The following is a 15,235-nucleotide window of genomic DNA, read 5'->3' as shown; positions in this document are numbered from 1 at the left end:
ATGCAATGAAAATGGAGCGATTTAATCATCAACCTGATCACTGCAATTTGCTAGAATAACCATGATTTATACCTTAATGGGAAGCCCTGTGTTGCCATTCAAACTTTGGGTCGATGCCGATGCATTGCCCCGTATTCTGCGAGATGTGATTATTCGTGCTTCGGATCGCTATCAGCTAGAAGTCACTTTTGTTGCCAACCAACCAGTCGGAATAACTCCTTCGATCAGAATTAATTCAATTCAGGTGATGAGTGGGGCGGATGCTGCGGATAAAGAGATTATTCTGCGCATGAAAGAGCATGATATTGTCATGACCCAAGATATTCCCTTGGCTGCGGAAGTGATTGAAAAAGGCGGAATTGCGATTCATCCCCGTGGTGAAATTTATACTACGGCCAATGTCAAAGCGCGCTTACATCTGCGCGATTTTATGGACAGCTTACGCGGAGCGGGCGTGCAAACGGGCGGTCCGCCACCGATTTCAGAACGGGATAAACGCGAATTTTCCAGCGCACTCGATCAGACCATCCAAAAACAAAAACGTAAAACTTCCGCGCTTTAAGCCTTATTCAGAGTGACTCGCATGCCCACACAAACCAATATGATTGCCACCTATCTTTTATTGGTTTTTATCTGGGCGACGACACCGCTGGCGATTGTCTGGAGTGTGACGGATTTGCATCCGCTCTGGGCTTTGGCATTGCGTTTCTTTTTGGCTTTGCCTTTTGCATTTGCCTTGTTGTGGCTATTTAAAACCCGTTTTCCCTTAGATAAATTATCCATGCACAGTTACCTGGCTGGCGCATGCAGTTTTATCGGCTCACAGATTTTCACTTATCTGGCCACGGATTATCTGAGTTCAGGCATTATTGCCCTGATGTTCGGACTGGCGCCGATTATTACCGGTTTAATTGGCCGTTTTGTATTTCAGCTTAAGCTCTATCCTTCGCAGTGGGGTGGTATGGCGATTGCCTTGCTGGGTCTGGGCATTATCTGTGTGGGTGGCAAAGATCAGCATATTCAGCCGATCGGGATAGGCCTGATGTTGCTCAGTGTTTTTATTTACTGCGTTTCGATGTTCTGGGTGAAAAAAGTCAATGCACCTTTAGAACCCATGGCGCAAGCGGCCGGTTCTATTGCCGTCTCAGCGGTCATGGCCTGTGCCATGTTACCGTTTATCTGGCAATTTGCACCGACCCAGATTCCGCAGGCTAAATCGCTGATTGGACTCAGTTATGCTGTAATCATGGCTTCCCTGATTGCGATGTTCTGTTATTTTAAACTGGTGCAGAAAATCAAGGCGACCACTTTGTCATTGACCACCGTATTGACGCCGATGCTGGCCTTATTTGTCGGGGTGATTCTGAATGATGAAAAATTATCGGGTGGGGCTGTCTTCGGTGTCGTTATCTTACTGGCTGGTTTGTTGTTATATTTTTCCAGAGAAATTAAAGCGAGCTATAACGCTCGCCTTTCATCACCCAGCAGCACTGACTAAAGCAGTAATTTAAACAAAGTGAGCCTTGACGCATTCACCCAGTTTGACACGGTCTTGGGGATGCATGGTAATAAAATATGCACCAGTCCGATATTTGCCATTTTCTTCTTCGCGACTGTAGGCCACCTGAGCGGTTGCTGCAATATGGAAGAAATTTTCCGGATGACTCAAAGTCACGTGCAGATAGGTGCCTTCAGCGATAGGGCGCTCATTAAAGAAACTAAAACCGGTTTCTGAAAAGTTCACTTGCTCTGGTACAGGTAACATGCTTTGTACAATTGCGTCATACAAAGAACCGGTAATAAGGTTTAACTTTTGATTAAATAAGGATAAGATTCGAGCAATTTGTTGATCTTTTTCAGATAATTGTTCTAATTCGTAGTTAACCGCATGATCAAATTGATCTAGTTCTGCAAGTAGTAGAAAATAGCGGGGCAAGACGAAGTTAGGATCGTAAGGATCATTCAAGGCAACATCATCGGAAATAATCTGATAATTAATTCGTAAGGCAGCATCGATTCGAGACATGACGCGTCTTTCCGTAAATCCGTTTGGATGCTGTACATTTTCCATAATTTATTACCTCGGACTAGATGGTTATGTTCAAACCAATCTCGCTGTATATAGGGTTGAAATATACTCGCGCACGGCGTAGTAACCACTTCATTTCTTTTATCGCGTTGGTCTCAATGATCGGCCTCACACTCGGTGTGGCAGTCCTCATTACAGTGTTGTCTGTGATGAATGGTTTTGACCGAGAGTTAAAGAATCGTGTCTTAGGAATGATACCTCAAGCGACTGTTTCCTCAACACAAATTTTAACAAATTGGCCAGAACTTGCAAAGCAAATTGAAGGGCATGAGCATGTTCAGGGAGTCGCACCTTTTACTCAATTACAAGGCATGCTGACCGCACAGGGTCAGGTCGCCGGCATTATGGTCAGCGGGATTGAACCCGAGTATGAGAAAAAAGTTTCAATTATACAAAACCATATGGTTGAGGGCAGTATCGACAGCCTGAAAAAAGGTGAATTTGGTATTGTTTTGGGCAAGCAAATGACCGATGCCATGGGTGTGGGTTTAAATGACAATATTACTCTGGTTTTGCCAGAAGCCACCCCATCACCAGCTGGTGTCGTCCCGCGTTTCAAGCGTTTTAAAGTGGTGGGAATCTTCAGTATTGGTGCTGAAGTTGACTCGATGATGGGTTATATCGCTTTAAATGATGCCTCGACCTTGCTGCGTCTACCGGATGGTGCGCAGGGTGTGCGTATGAAGCTGGATGATATTTTCCTGGCACCACAAGTGTCTCAGGAAATTGTGCGTGATTTGCCGGGGAATTTCTATGCTTCGGACTGGACTTATACCCATGGTAATCTGTTCAGCGCGATTCAGATGGAAAAAGCCATGGTCAGCCTGCTTTTATTCCTGATCGTGCTGGTGGCGGCATTTAATATTGTGTCTTCACTGGTGATGGTGGTGACGGATAAAAAATCGGACATTGCCATTTTAAGAACTTTGGGGGCTTCACCTGCCACCATTACCAAAATCTTTATGGTGCAAGGTACCGTGATTGGGGTGATTGGAACTTGTGCAGGGGCCATCCTCGGGATTATTGCGGCAACCAGTATCAGTAGCTTTATTGGCTGGCTCAACAATACTTTAGGCCTGAATATGTTTGATGCCTATTTTATTAACTACTTACCTTCGTATCTGCGCTGGCAGGATGTCTTGGTGATTGTAGGCTTGTCACTGGCACTCAGTTTTGTCGCGACAATTTATCCGGCTTTACGTGCAGCAAAAATTCAACCGGCAGAGGCTTTGCGTTATGAGTAATCTGATTTTAGATGCCCAGAATATTCACAAATCCTTTACCGATGGCAAGGCCACTGTCGATGTGATTCGCGGCTTGTCGCTACAGGTAAAAGCAGGTGAGTTTGTTTCGATTGTAGGTTCAAGTGGTTCAGGCAAAAGTACCTTATTACATGTTTTGGGTGGATTGGATCGCCCGACGTCAGGTCAGGTCATGGTGAATGGCCGCCGTTTTGATACCTTGTCTGAAGCAGAACGCGGTTATGTGCGGAATGAGCATTTGGGCTTTGTTTATCAGTTTCATCACCTGTTGCCAGAATTTACGGCACTGGAAAATGTGGCCATGCCGCTGATGTTACGCGACAACATGAAGTTTAAGGAAGCCAAACAGCAGGCCGAATATTTGCTGGAACGTGTTGGGCTTTCGCATCGTCTGACTCACAAGCCGGGTGAATTATCCGGAGGTGAGCGTCAGCGTGTAGCTTTGGCGCGTGCAGTGGTCGGTAAACCTAAACTGATGATGGCCGATGAACCGACCGGAAATCTAGACCGCAAGACTGCAGCAAAGATTTTTGAACTGCTGACCGAATTGCAACGTGAGTTCAATATGGCGATGCTGATTGTGACGCATGATGAACAGCTAGCCCATGCAGCAGATCGGATTTTACATATGCAGGATGGTCTCTGGATTGAACCATAAATAACGAGAATATTCGCATTTGATTGAAGCTCACTCCGGTGGGCTTTATTATTGGGCAAAATAATAACAAGACAGAATAAGATTCAATGTTGCAGTGGCTATGTATTGGCTGGATTTTAGGCCTTGCGTGTATGGGGAAAAGTTTCCTGTCTGTTCAACTGAGCGGAACGGCAGTTTTGATCGTTGCGCTGTTGTGGTATCTGTGTTGCCATAAATTAAAGCTCATCTTGAATACACCACTGCGAAGCTTGTTGATCACTGGATCAAGCCTGCTTTTGGGACTATTTTTAGGTCATGCTTATGCCAATCTGCAATTGGCTGAACGTTTATCCAAACGAGAGCACGCGGTCTCTGAAAAAGAAATCGTGGTCTATATCAAAGAGCTGAATAAACTGGGCGATCAGAATATCCAGCAAGCCCTGCATGTGCTTAACCCTGATGGCACTACAGTCAAATGGATGGGTTTTCTGCCAGTTTCAGATCCTGTCACATCCAGTTTAGTAAATGATGAAACCAAACAGCAGACTCTTGAACTGGAACACTATTATTTATTACAAGGCCAGATTAGACCTAACCATAGTTATGCCACACCGGGTGCTTTTGATGCAGAAAAGTGGGCATTGCAGCAAAATGTTATGGCCGGTTTCCGGATCAAAAGCATTCAGGAGTTGCAACCGCAACAACTCTATGCACTAGGTCATGGCAAATATCTACGCCAGCAACAAAAGTTGGATCAGCGATTTTTGCTTTGGGTAGAGCAACAGCGACTGGCTTTAAGAGAGTTTGTGACCAGACAGCCGGTACAGCAGAAAGGCTTGTTACTGGCTTTATTAAGCGGTGATGAAAGTTTTTTGGATCAAGCAACTGAGCAGAAATTCCAGCGTTTTGGCATGAGTCATTTACTGGCGATTTCCGGACCGCATGTCCTGATCTTTGCCTTTATTGTCTGTGGTACGTTGCAATATCTGATTTCAAGGTACACACCGCAGATTTATCTGAAATGGCCAAGGCAGTATTTTTTGAGTCTGCCTTTTTTATTATGTGTACTGCTGTATTGTGCCTTCGTCGGTTTTGAAATTCCGGCGTTACGCACTTTACTGATTTGTGTGATTGTGACTTTTACGCTGTTGCTCAGGCAAAGTGTGCAGCCATTAAAACTGTTGATTTTAAGTGCTGCCTTATTGTTGTTGTTTGACTCTTTTAGTATTTTATCGGCCGCATTCTGGCTGTCTTATGGAGCCTGTTTTGTCTTGCTGCGAATCTATCAAACCATTCAGCAGCAACCGCATCAAACAATACAAACAGCATTACAATGGCTGTATTTTGCAATGAAAGTTTTAGTGGAGTCGCAGTGGAAAATTTTTCTGGCCCTGTTTCCCTTAATGATGCTGTTTTTTAAGCAGGTGGCTTGGATTACCCCGCTAAGCAACCTAGTAGCCATCCCGTGGATTGGCCTGCTAATAGTTCCCGTAGATATTCTGGCGGCTTTATTATTTTTCATTTCTGAACCACTTTCGAGTCTGCTGTTTCAGCTCAATGATATTTTTATTCATATACTGCTGGCATTTTTGAATCTGCTTGATCGGCTGTTTGCACCGCAACTGATTCCTGTGGCCATGAATGTCTGGATGATTGCTCTATGTATTTTGGGCTTATTAATTGTCTTTTTACCGCGTGGCTTAGTGCCCAAAAGCTGGACAGCACTTGCCTGTGTACCACTGTGCATTCCTCAACTTAATCAGCATGCATTTCAGCTGTCTGTTCTGGATGTCGGGCAGGGACAGGCCATCTTCATTCGGGAAGGGCAAAAGAGCATGATGATCGACATGGGTGGTTATTATAATGAAGAAAAATTCAGTATTGGTCGACAAGTGATTAGGCCGTTTCTATCTGTGCAAGGTGTTGGGGAACTGGATCAACTGATTTTGACCCATCTGGATCAGGACCATAGCGGTGCATATCACAGCATTAAAGATCAACTAAACATCCGACAAGTGTCATCCAATCAGATGCCTGAAACAGCTGCTTCTTCAAGCTTTCAGTTTTGTTATGCAGGACAGCAATGGCAATGGTCTGAGACGATTAACTTTAAAATTCTGGCACCTCGGCAGCAGCAGTTAAATATGCCAAACTTCAATAAAAATGACCGCTCTTGTGTGGTATATCTGCAAATCAAAAATGCCGGACCGTATCAAAACTTTTTACTGATGGGCGATGCGGGCTGGGAGACTGAATATCAGCTGCTCCAAGACTATCCCGAACTTCAGGTCGATGTGCTGGTACTCGGCCATCATGGCAGTCAGCACAGTTCAGCCTATCAATTTTTAGAAGTTTTGCAGCCTAAACTGGCGATTGCCTCGGCTGGGAAATTTAACCGTTATGGCCACCCGAGCCAACTGACGCAGCAACGGTTAAAAGCTCTTAATATTCCATTATTGACCACGGCAGAACAGGGGAGTGTGCACTTCCAGCAACAAGGCTCAAAACTGGTGCTTTCTGCCGAACGACATGGATGGCAGTGGTTGTATCGTCAGCCTTTAAGTGACTGATTCCAATATGGGCGAAACTTCATGTAGTTCTTGTGTTCTCAACGCATTTACTTTGTTCAGAGCTTGTTCATGTTCAAGTTTATAGAGATTTCCTAAGTCTTGATGCGCATTAAAACGTTTATAACTCCAGTGATAATGTTCCGGATGGCGACGAATTAAATTTTCAATACTATTGATAATGACTTGCGTGCCTTGATTGGCATTGCCACTATAAATTTTTTCATCAACCGTTTCGATAAAGATATCGAATCCATCATCAGTATTACGCAAGGCATATAAAAACAGGGCACGCGCTTTGGTCTTTTGAATCAGTTTAGCACTCAAATTACTCGTGGCCAAAGGCACGCCGAAATAGGGAATATATTCACCACCGATATTCGGGGTATGATCCGGCAGGATGACCGTAGTGCCGCCTTGTTTTAAGGCCTTAAAAATCTGACGGACGCCCGATTCATCAGTCGGTACCAGATGCGCCTGTTCCCGGCTACGGGCAGCCCGTACAAATTGATCTGCAGCCTGATTTTTCACAGGTTTATACATAATGGTCATTGAAGTGAACTGGGCAATATAGGCATTCATAATTTCCCAGGTACCAAAATGCGGCACGATTAACACGAGGCCTTTATTTTGTGCAATGGCATCATGAAGTAGATCTTCGCCAATAACGCGATGAACGCGTTTAAGATTTTTCTGATTGCTTGAGCCCCAAATAGTAAAGAACTCGAAATATGACATTAATTCATTGCGAACCGCAGCACGGTTAATCTGTTCACGTTCCTGATTAGACAGTTCTGAAAGACTGATTTCAAGGTTGAGACGAATGACTTCCGAAGTTTTAGTGACTTTAAAACTGTTCACAATAAAGGCCAGAATACGGGCCATCCAGCGAGAAACCGGAAGCGGTTGGCGGCTAATGTATTTGAGTAATCCGTAAGCTGAATTCCGTGAGCCCTGTTTCGTCATTGATTTCGTCTAAGTACAAAAAAAGAGAACAAAATTTATTATAGGCGAAAACGTTTTGTTTAGACAGAATTACCCGATTCAGTGTATATAATGGATTCAATATAAATCAATTTATTGGATTATTTATGTCCGATTGGCCACCAAAACCTGAAAATCAAATACAAAATACGCAACAGCCAGTTCAACCGACTGGTCCGGAATGGAAATTGCTTGAAAAAGCAGTTTTAGCTTCGGTAGAAGAACAGCGCCGTGCACGCCGTTGGGGAATTTTCTTTAAATTTCTGACTTTTGCTTATCTGCTTGTTGTCATTTTGGCATTAGGCAAAAGCTGTAGTTCAGTTTCTTCAGATGCTAGCGCTGCTGCGGGTTCGCATATCGCAGTCGTGGATATTGTGGGTACGATTGCAGCCGACAAGCAGAGCGTCAACAGTAGCAATACCATCAAATCATTGAAAAAAGCCTTTGAAAATAAACAAAGTAAAGCAGTGGTGCTGAATATCAACTCACCTGGCGGTTCACCGGTACAGTCCGATGAAATCTGGCAAGAAATTCAGTATCTGAAAAAACAGCATTCTGGGAAAAAATTGTATGCCGTGATTGGCGATACTGGTGCTTCAGGTGCTTATTATATTGCTTCAGCTGCGGATGAAATTATTGTCAATCCATCGAGCTTGGTCGGTTCAATTGGGGTGATCATGCCGAATTATGGTGTGACTAATCTATTGCAAAAATTAGGTGTTGAAGATCGCACCATGACTTCAGGTGAAAATAAAGCTTTGCTGTCTATGACTCAGCCGGTTGATCCTGCGCAAAAAGCCCACGTACAGGGTGTGCTGGATAATGTGCATGGTCACTTTATTAATGCAGTTAAACAAGGACGTGGCAATAAATTGAAATCCAATGATCCTGCTATTTTCTCTGGCTTGTTCTGGACCGGTGATCAGGCGGTGAAATTAGGAATTGCGGATCGTATCGGTAGCTTAAATACTTTGAAACGTGAACTGAAAACTGAAAAAGCGTTGAATTACACCATTGAATATAGTCCATTTGAATCAGTCTTGGGTCGTATGGGTTCATCGATTGGGGATGGAATTGCTTCTTCGGTTGCACAGAAGCTTCAGTCAGAAAATAGTACAACACTGCAATGAAACCATTGATTCATTTCGCGCACGCCAATGGCGTGCCATCCAAAGTCTATCAAAAGCTGTTTGATGGATTGCAAGATGATTACGATATTATCTATGTGCCGCTTTTGGGGCCGGATAAACGTTATCCGGTTGATAACCACTGGAAAAGCCTGACCCAGCAAGTGATTGACAGTATTGTGCGCCAGTCACATGGGCGACCTGTCATTGGTCTGGGGCATTCTTTGGGGTCCGTGTTAACTCTGCAAGCGGCTTTGCAGCGTCCGGAACTATTTTCACAAATGATCATGCTGGACCCGCCGATGATTATGGGCAAAGAAGCCTTTGCCTTGCATATTGCCAAGACTTTGCGCTTAAAAGCTTTGGATAAAATGTCTCCAGCCGGTCTGTCCAAACGCCGTCGTGACCATTGGGATTCACGTGAACAAGCCGCTGAATTGCTGCGCCCTAAAGGTTTTTATCAGGATTTTGATGCAGATTGCTTCCAAGCTTATATTGATTATGCCTTGCAAGAGGATCCCATCCGAGGCGGGGTAGAACTCACTATTCCTAAAATGGATGAGGTGGCAGTCTTTAGAACCAATCCATCGCTATGGTGGTTGCCTCAGGCAAAACCAAAAATTCCTGTGCATTTGGTCGTTGCCGAGAAAGGTCCATTTCTGGCCCGCAAGTTCCCGCAGCAAGTGCAAAAGAAGTTTGGTATTCCTTTTACCGTAGTCGATGGCGGGCATATGTTCCCATTGGAACAACCTGATCAAGTCGCGAGCTTGGTAAAGCAATTGATTCAGCAACAGTCTGCCTGAGTCATCGAATGTATTGGAAATAAAAAAACGCATCCGAGGATGCGTTTTTTATTTCTAAACTTTTTTAAAACTTGCAGAATTGAACAGGCGCTTGCATTTTCTCATTTCGATACAGCACACCATCTTCAGTATGTTGAATCGTTCCGCTACAAATCCATTCTACAACTTGTGGATAGATCACATGTTCGAGGGTATGCACACGTGTTGCCAAGCTTTCTACCGTATCGTGGTGAGAAACCTTGAGAACACCTTGAGCAAGCGCTTGCCCTGCATCCAGCTCAGCCGTAACATAATGCACTGTACAGCCATGCAGAACATCACCGGTATTGAGTACACGCTGATGCGTATGCATGCCTTTATAATAAGGCAATAGGGAAGGATGAATGTTCAACATTTTGCCTTCCCAGGCTTTCACAAACTTTTCACTTAAAATTCGCATAAAGCCGGCAAGTACCACCAGATCTACATCCCAGTCCGAAAGCTGTTGATGCATGACATCATCAAAAGCTTCACGATTCGGATATTGCTTGTGTTCAATAACTGCAGTCTGAATGTCTGCCTGTTGTGCACGCGTTAAAGCAAAGGCTTCAGGTTTATTGGAAATTACGCCCACAATTTGCCCTGAAAGATTGGCATCCATCAAGGCTTGCAGATTTGATCCGCTACCTGAAACAAGTACAGCAATTTTAATCATGCGAAATTACGCGAAGATCACACGAATTTTTTCGTCTGCACCTGCAACCGATTCAGCATTGTCTTGAATCTGACCCATTGCCCATGCTTTTTCGCCAAGCTGGTTAAGTAATTCAACAGTTTTGTCTGCATCTGCTGCATCAACCACAACGACCATGCCGACACCACAGTTGAAAGTACGGTACATTTCAAACTGTTCTACACCACCTTCGCGTTGTAGAAGTTTGAATAGCTCAGGCCATTCCCAAGAAGATTCATTCACAAGCGCTTGAGCGCCGTTTGGAAGTACGCGAGGCAAGTTACCTGGTAAACCACCACCGGTGATGTGTGCCATCGCATGGACATCAACGTGTTTTAACAGTTCAAGAATTGGTTTTACATAAATGCGTGTTGGTTCCATTGCAACATCTGCAAGTGGGCGGCCATCGACGATTTGATTCAGGTCAACGTTTTTCACGTCCAGGATTTTACGAAGCAGTGAGTAGCCGTTTGAGTGCGCACCTGAAGAAGCTACACCAATTAAAACGTCACCCGCTTTGACTTTAGAGCCATCAATAATTTTACTTTGCTCAACAACACCGACACAGAAACCTGCAAGATCGTAATCTTCGCCTTCATACATGCCTGGCATTTCAGCAGTTTCACCGCCAACTAATGCACAGCCAGCAAGTTCACAACCAGCGCCAATACCAGTGACTACATTTGCAGCAACATCAACATTTAAGTGACCAGTTGCATAATAATCAAGGAAGAACAGTGGTTCAGCACCACAGACAAGAAGGTCATTCACGCACATTGCAACCAGGTCTTGACCAATTGTGTCATGACGGTTCAAATTCAGTGCCAGACGTAATTTTGTACCAACACCATCTGTGCCAGATACGAGAACAGGTTCTTCATAACCTTTAGGAATTTTACAAAGTGCACCAAAGCCACCTAGACCGCCCATAACTTCGGGACGTGAGGTACGCTTAGCGACAGATTTGATACGATCGACTAACGCGTCGCCCGCCTCAATGTCGACACCTGCATCTTTGTAGCTTAAACCAGTGTTTGGGGTAGAAGTTGAGTTGCTCATAATGAAGTCTCCGCATTCGCGGGTGCGATTATAACCTGAATATGTAAAACTCTTATGGTATTTGTGGCCTAAAATGCTATCTTTATTAAAATATTTTAATTTTTAGAATGATTAATAGAGAAAAGGCAAGATTCTATGGTCGATCGTACTTTACGGCGCATTCTTATACTTGCTGGTATAGCATTGATACTTTGGGTTTTATATCTGCTTAAACCAGTTGTGGTTCCTTTTGTGGCAGCTTTTCTAATTGCTTATTTATTTAGCCCACTGGTCGATGTTTTGCACCGCATTGGGCTGGCTCGATGGCTCTCGATCAGTATCGTATTTATCGGGATTGGGGTCGTGGTCACCTTGGTGATGTGGTATCTGGTGCCACTGGTCTGGCAGCAGCTGATGTATGCGCGTGATAGCATTCCGGCCGGGATTCACTGGATCAATTACACGTTTCTACCTTGGCTTTCCGATAGCTTTAATCTGGTCCCGATGGAGATTGATACCGATCAGATTTCCTCCGTGGTGATGGACTATGTCCAGACCAATTATAGTGCTGACAGTATTCAGGCAATGCTGCTGAAACTGGCACAATCTGGTCTGAATTTTATCCAGATTGGTGGCACGATTGTCCTGATTCCGATTATTGCCTTTTATTTCTTGCTGGATTGGGATCGTATGCTGGACAGCTTACGCCGCCTGATTCCCCGTCCTTATGAAAAAACAACCTTAACTATTGTGAGTGAATGTCATAGTGTTTTAGGTGCCTTTGTCAAAGGTCAGTTCCTGGTCATGGTTCTGCTAGGCGTAGTCTATGCAGTGGGACTGCAACTGATTGGCCTAGAGATTGGCTTGATCATCGGGATGATTGCCGGATTGTGCAGTATCATTCCGTATCTTGGTTTTGCGGTTGGAATTATTGCCGCAGTCATTGCAACCTTTTTCCAATTTGGAATCGACTGGTGGCAACTGGTATTGGTCGGGATTGTCTTTATGGTGGGGCAGGCAGTCGAAGGTTATATTCTGCAACCGTTCTTGCTAGGTGATAAAATCGGTCTTTCTCCTGTAGCGGTAGTGTTTGCAGTTCTGGCGGGTGCACAACTGGCCGGATTTCTAGGCATGCTGATTGCCTTGCCGGTGGCTGCCGTGATTGTAGTACTACTGCGGCATATCCGTGAGTATTATGAACATACGCCATTTTATGGTGATCAGGCTGTTATCATACAAGATGCATCTACCGGTTCAATCAATATTGAAACAGCAGACTTAGATGTTGATATTGAAATGAAAAAGCCACAGAAAAAACCGCTGCAAGCAGAGGAGAACTCAAGTAAAATTCATGATCCACATCGTAAAGACTCATAAGGCCAAAAAATCGTATGCGTCAATTGCAGTTAGATATAGAACCTCAGCTCGATGCCCGAATCAGTGATTTTTCAGGGCCGGGTTGGGGGCATGTCATTGATGCTGTCCGTCAATTACATGCAGGCCTGATCAACCAATTTTATGTCTATGGTGGAGCCGGTACAGGTAAAAGTCATTTATTATCTGCCATCTGTGACTCTTATCTGGAAGTGGGCAAATCTGCAATTCAGGCATCTTTGCTTGAGCTTTTAGATGCACCCACTGAGGCGATTACCTCTCTGGATCGTTTTGATCTGGTAGCACTCGATGATATTGAAGCAATTAGCGGCGTACCCCATTGGCAACGCGCAGTCTTTCACTTGATTAATTATAATAATGAAGGTGGTGGGCAGTTGGTGTTTTCATCACGTTTTGCACCTATCGAACTCAAACTTGAATTGCCAGATTTACAATCCCGTCTCACGCAGGCGGTCAGTACTCGTGTTCCGAGTGGCAGTTTGTATGCTGATCGCTATGCGCTGGTTTCCTCGGTGCTCGATCGTCGTGGGATCCATTTAGACCCTCAAATCTTTGACTATTTACTAAGCCATGGGCCGCATCAAACTTCAGTGCTGCTTCAAAGATTAGAGCAGATTATTCAATTGCTTAAAGGGGAAAAATTGAAAGTCAGCAATGCTAATCTGCGGCAGATATATGCCTTGATTGACGAATATCGGTAAAATATAAAAATTCTTGAGTAATTACTCAGTCTATGACACAGTAAGGCAAAATAATTCGCTGTTGCAAGGATTCTGCAACTTTAGAAGAAAAAGAAAGAAATAAAAATTAAGGAGAAGGTTATGCTCAAGAAGAGCATAGGCATAGCTTTGCTATGTATAGCGGGGCAGTCGTATAGTGCAGATATTATTGTAACCACTACAGAAGATATTGAAAAAGATGACAAGGAATGTTCACTTCGAGAAGCTGTTGAGTATGTTAACCGTGGTTTAGCTAAATCAGGTTTTATGGGGTGTGGTGGGGAGAACTCATCCAGTACCATTATTTTAAAAGAAAAAAATACCTATGTGTTGAACCAGCATATCGCGATTAAAAAATCTCTTACCATCCGTGCGGTCGCAGAAAGTGATGGCGAATTCAGTACGGATGAAAAAGCATTAGGCTTGCATAATGCTCATATTCAAATGAAAGGTACTGATAACCTTTTCCGGATCAACAGTACAGATACATTGGTTCAGTTAAATTTGAAAGAACTGGATCTTGAAGGCTGTGGTAAAACCAGTTGTGCTGAACAAGGTGGCCTAATTTATAATAAAGGTCAGCTAATTCTAGAATATAACCGTCTATTTAATGCTGCTGCCAACTTGGGTGGGGCAATTTATAATGCTGGCAAGTTTGGTCAGAACTTAACAAGCCGTGCACAAATTAAAAATAGTCTGATCGAAAATAATAAAGCCCAACGAGGCGGGATCCTGTATAGCGAGCTACCTGCTTTCCTCATTTATCAAAGTGTACTTAAAAATAATCAGACACTGGATAATTCCGCGACCAATATTTATAGCGCGGGACAGTTTGCTGACTCCAGTAAAGATCAAGGTATTAGTGGGGAGGTATTAAGTAGTACGATATTAAAAAATAAGGGTGTATTTATTAATGTCCTGGACGGGATGGGATTGAATAATCTCACCATAGTTGACAATGAAAATACTGCTTTAAATATCCATGCACCGTATGGAAGAGCTTATGTAGCGAATAGTATTATTTTAAGAAATGGTACACAGGATTGCCAAATTATCACTGGTGATAAGTCTGTGTCGCAAAATAATCTGCTGACAGCCTCGTGTGGTGTAGGGGATGCCGTCGCGCCGAACCAGTTCTGGAGTGGTACACGACTTTTTGCTGAATCCTCAGATAAAAGTGAAGGTATTTGTCAGACCCTACAAGAAAATAATAATGCCATACTTTGTCCATATAGCGTTCCTAAAGGACAATTTCTCGGTTATATGCGCCCACGAATTTTGTTGAACTATATCCTTGTGAGTGAATCACCGATTGTGAATAGAGGCACAGGATTGAGTTTAGCAAATCCAACGGTAGCATGTGAAGCGGCAGATCAGAGCGGGATCAACCGTTTGATGGATAATCTGTTTTGTGATCGTGGTGCTGTTGAAATCACGATACCAATCTCAGGCAGTCTGGTGGGACAAGATCTGTTAAAGGGTGAAATTGCCAAGTTTTCAATTGAATCTTATCTGGGAGATAGTGATTTAATTCCAAAAGAACAGTGTAATGCCATTGTTGGTCAGAATCCGACGGGGGAGCCTTGGCAAGATGGCTGTTTGAAAGTGGTACAAACCAAAACAGCTTCCAAGGGTAAAACAATCATCGATATTCATGGCAATGTCGTTTATACCCCCGATTCTACCTGGCATGGAGCAGATATTTTCGAACTACAAGTGGTGACCTCATCTACACGGTTTAATAAAAGTAAACCTTATTTGACTATTACTACTCAAATTGTTCAGGAGCCAAAAAATGAAATGGAAGACAAAGCAGTCAAAACTTCAGGCGGCTCATGGGGGGGTGGTGGACTACTGATTTTACTCGGATTAATAGGTTTACGCCGTGGATTAAAAGATTAA

The 15,235-nt window shown here is 43.8% G+C and carries 14 protein-coding genes; 10 read left to right on the top strand and 4 right to left on the bottom strand.

All coding sequences use genetic code 11. The annotated features are described in order from the left end of the window. The first annotated feature begins 76 nt into the window (after positions 1-76). Together AC13CK_RS12290 and AC13CK_RS12285 are read left to right on the top strand one after the other, a co-directional pair. A complete protein-coding gene (locus AC13CK_RS12290) occupies positions 77-562 on the top strand; it encodes a YaiI/YqxD family protein (RefSeq protein ID WP_171260766.1) in 486 nt (161 codons plus the stop codon). A 21-nt stretch (positions 563-583) separates the two neighbouring features. Then, complete coding sequence (locus AC13CK_RS12285) at positions 584-1,498, top strand: DMT family transporter (RefSeq protein ID WP_180181343.1); 915 nt, start codon at positions 584-586, stop codon at positions 1,496-1,498. 9 nt (positions 1,499-1,507) lie between these two features. Here AC13CK_RS12285 and AC13CK_RS12280 read toward each other — a convergent pair whose 3' ends face one another. Continuing rightward, positions 1,508-2,071, bottom strand: a complete 564-nt coding sequence (locus AC13CK_RS12280; RefSeq protein ID WP_004279140.1) for a PilZ domain-containing protein — start codon at positions 2,069-2,071, stop codon at positions 1,508-1,510. Between the two features lie 26 nt (positions 2,072-2,097). Between AC13CK_RS12280 and AC13CK_RS12275 the strand changes: the two genes are divergently transcribed. From AC13CK_RS12275 to AC13CK_RS12265, 3 genes are all read left to right on the top strand, one after another. Then, positions 2,098-3,333, top strand: a complete 1,236-nt coding sequence (locus AC13CK_RS12275; protein ID WP_004645695.1) for a lipoprotein-releasing ABC transporter permease subunit — start codon at positions 2,098-2,100, stop codon at positions 3,331-3,333. Further along, the gene (gene lolD, locus AC13CK_RS12270) at positions 3,326-4,009 is read left to right on the top strand and encodes a lipoprotein-releasing ABC transporter ATP-binding protein LolD (protein WP_004645694.1); all 684 of its coding nucleotides are present in this window, start codon (positions 3,326-3,328) and stop codon (positions 4,007-4,009) included. The genes AC13CK_RS12275 and lolD overlap by 8 nt, the downstream gene beginning before the upstream one ends. 86 nt (positions 4,010-4,095) lie before the next feature. After that, a complete protein-coding gene (locus tag AC13CK_RS12265) occupies positions 4,096-6,558 on the top strand; it encodes a DNA internalization-related competence protein ComEC/Rec2 (RefSeq protein ID WP_425878867.1) in 2,463 nt (820 codons plus the stop codon). Here AC13CK_RS12265 and AC13CK_RS12260 read toward each other — a convergent pair. Then, complete coding sequence (locus AC13CK_RS12260) at positions 6,547-7,521, bottom strand: lysophospholipid acyltransferase family protein (RefSeq protein WP_005263498.1); 975 nt, start codon at positions 7,519-7,521, stop codon at positions 6,547-6,549. The two genes, AC13CK_RS12265 and AC13CK_RS12260, sit on opposite strands and share 12 nt — an antisense overlap. A 125-nt stretch (positions 7,522-7,646) precedes the next feature. On the opposite strand from AC13CK_RS12260, the gene sppA reads away from it, so the two are divergent. Further along, a complete protein-coding gene (gene sppA, locus AC13CK_RS12255) occupies positions 7,647-8,669 on the top strand; it encodes a signal peptide peptidase SppA (RefSeq protein WP_004731760.1) in 1,023 nt (340 codons plus the stop codon). Then, the gene (locus tag AC13CK_RS12250; protein ID WP_336018509.1) at positions 8,666-9,469 is read left to right on the top strand and encodes an alpha/beta fold hydrolase; all 804 of its coding nucleotides are present in this window, start codon (positions 8,666-8,668) and stop codon (positions 9,467-9,469) included. Before sppA ends, AC13CK_RS12250 begins: the two co-directional genes overlap by 4 nt. Positions 9,470-9,533: 64 nt before the next feature. Here AC13CK_RS12250 and purN read toward each other — a convergent pair whose 3' ends face one another. Both purN and purM read right to left on the bottom strand, forming a co-directional pair. Continuing rightward, a complete protein-coding gene (gene purN / locus AC13CK_RS12245) occupies positions 9,534-10,163 on the bottom strand; it encodes a phosphoribosylglycinamide formyltransferase (protein ID WP_425878870.1) in 630 nt (209 codons plus the stop codon). Positions 10,164-10,169: 6 nt separating this feature from the next. Next, entirely contained in the window at positions 10,170-11,240 is a 1,071-nt protein-coding gene (gene purM, locus AC13CK_RS12240; protein WP_005247623.1) for a phosphoribosylformylglycinamidine cyclo-ligase, read from the bottom strand. Between the two features lie 135 nt (positions 11,241-11,375). Here purM and cxpE point away from each other — a divergent pair, with 135 nt between their 5' ends. The 3 genes from cxpE (at position 11,376) to rbtA (ending at position 15,235) form a co-directional block, all read left to right on the top strand. Beyond that, on the top strand, positions 11,376-12,596 hold the full coding sequence (cxpE, locus tag AC13CK_RS12235; protein ID WP_425878872.1) for a chloramphenicol efflux transporter CxpE: 1,221 nt from the start codon (positions 11,376-11,378) through the stop codon (positions 12,594-12,596). Positions 12,597-12,610: 14 nt separating this feature from the next. Then, a complete protein-coding gene (gene hda, locus AC13CK_RS12230) occupies positions 12,611-13,315 on the top strand; it encodes a DnaA regulatory inactivator Hda (RefSeq protein WP_425878874.1) in 705 nt (234 codons plus the stop codon). 120 nt (positions 13,316-13,435) lie between these two features. Then, complete coding sequence (gene rbtA / locus AC13CK_RS12225) at positions 13,436-15,235, top strand: rhombotarget A (RefSeq protein WP_425878876.1); 1,800 nt, start codon at positions 13,436-13,438, stop codon at positions 15,233-15,235.

The sequence above is a fragment of the Acinetobacter sp. L-24 genome (assembly GCF_056857555.1).
The sequence above is the reverse complement of the archived record's forward strand: the minus strand, read 5'-3'. Positions and strand labels throughout refer to the sequence as shown.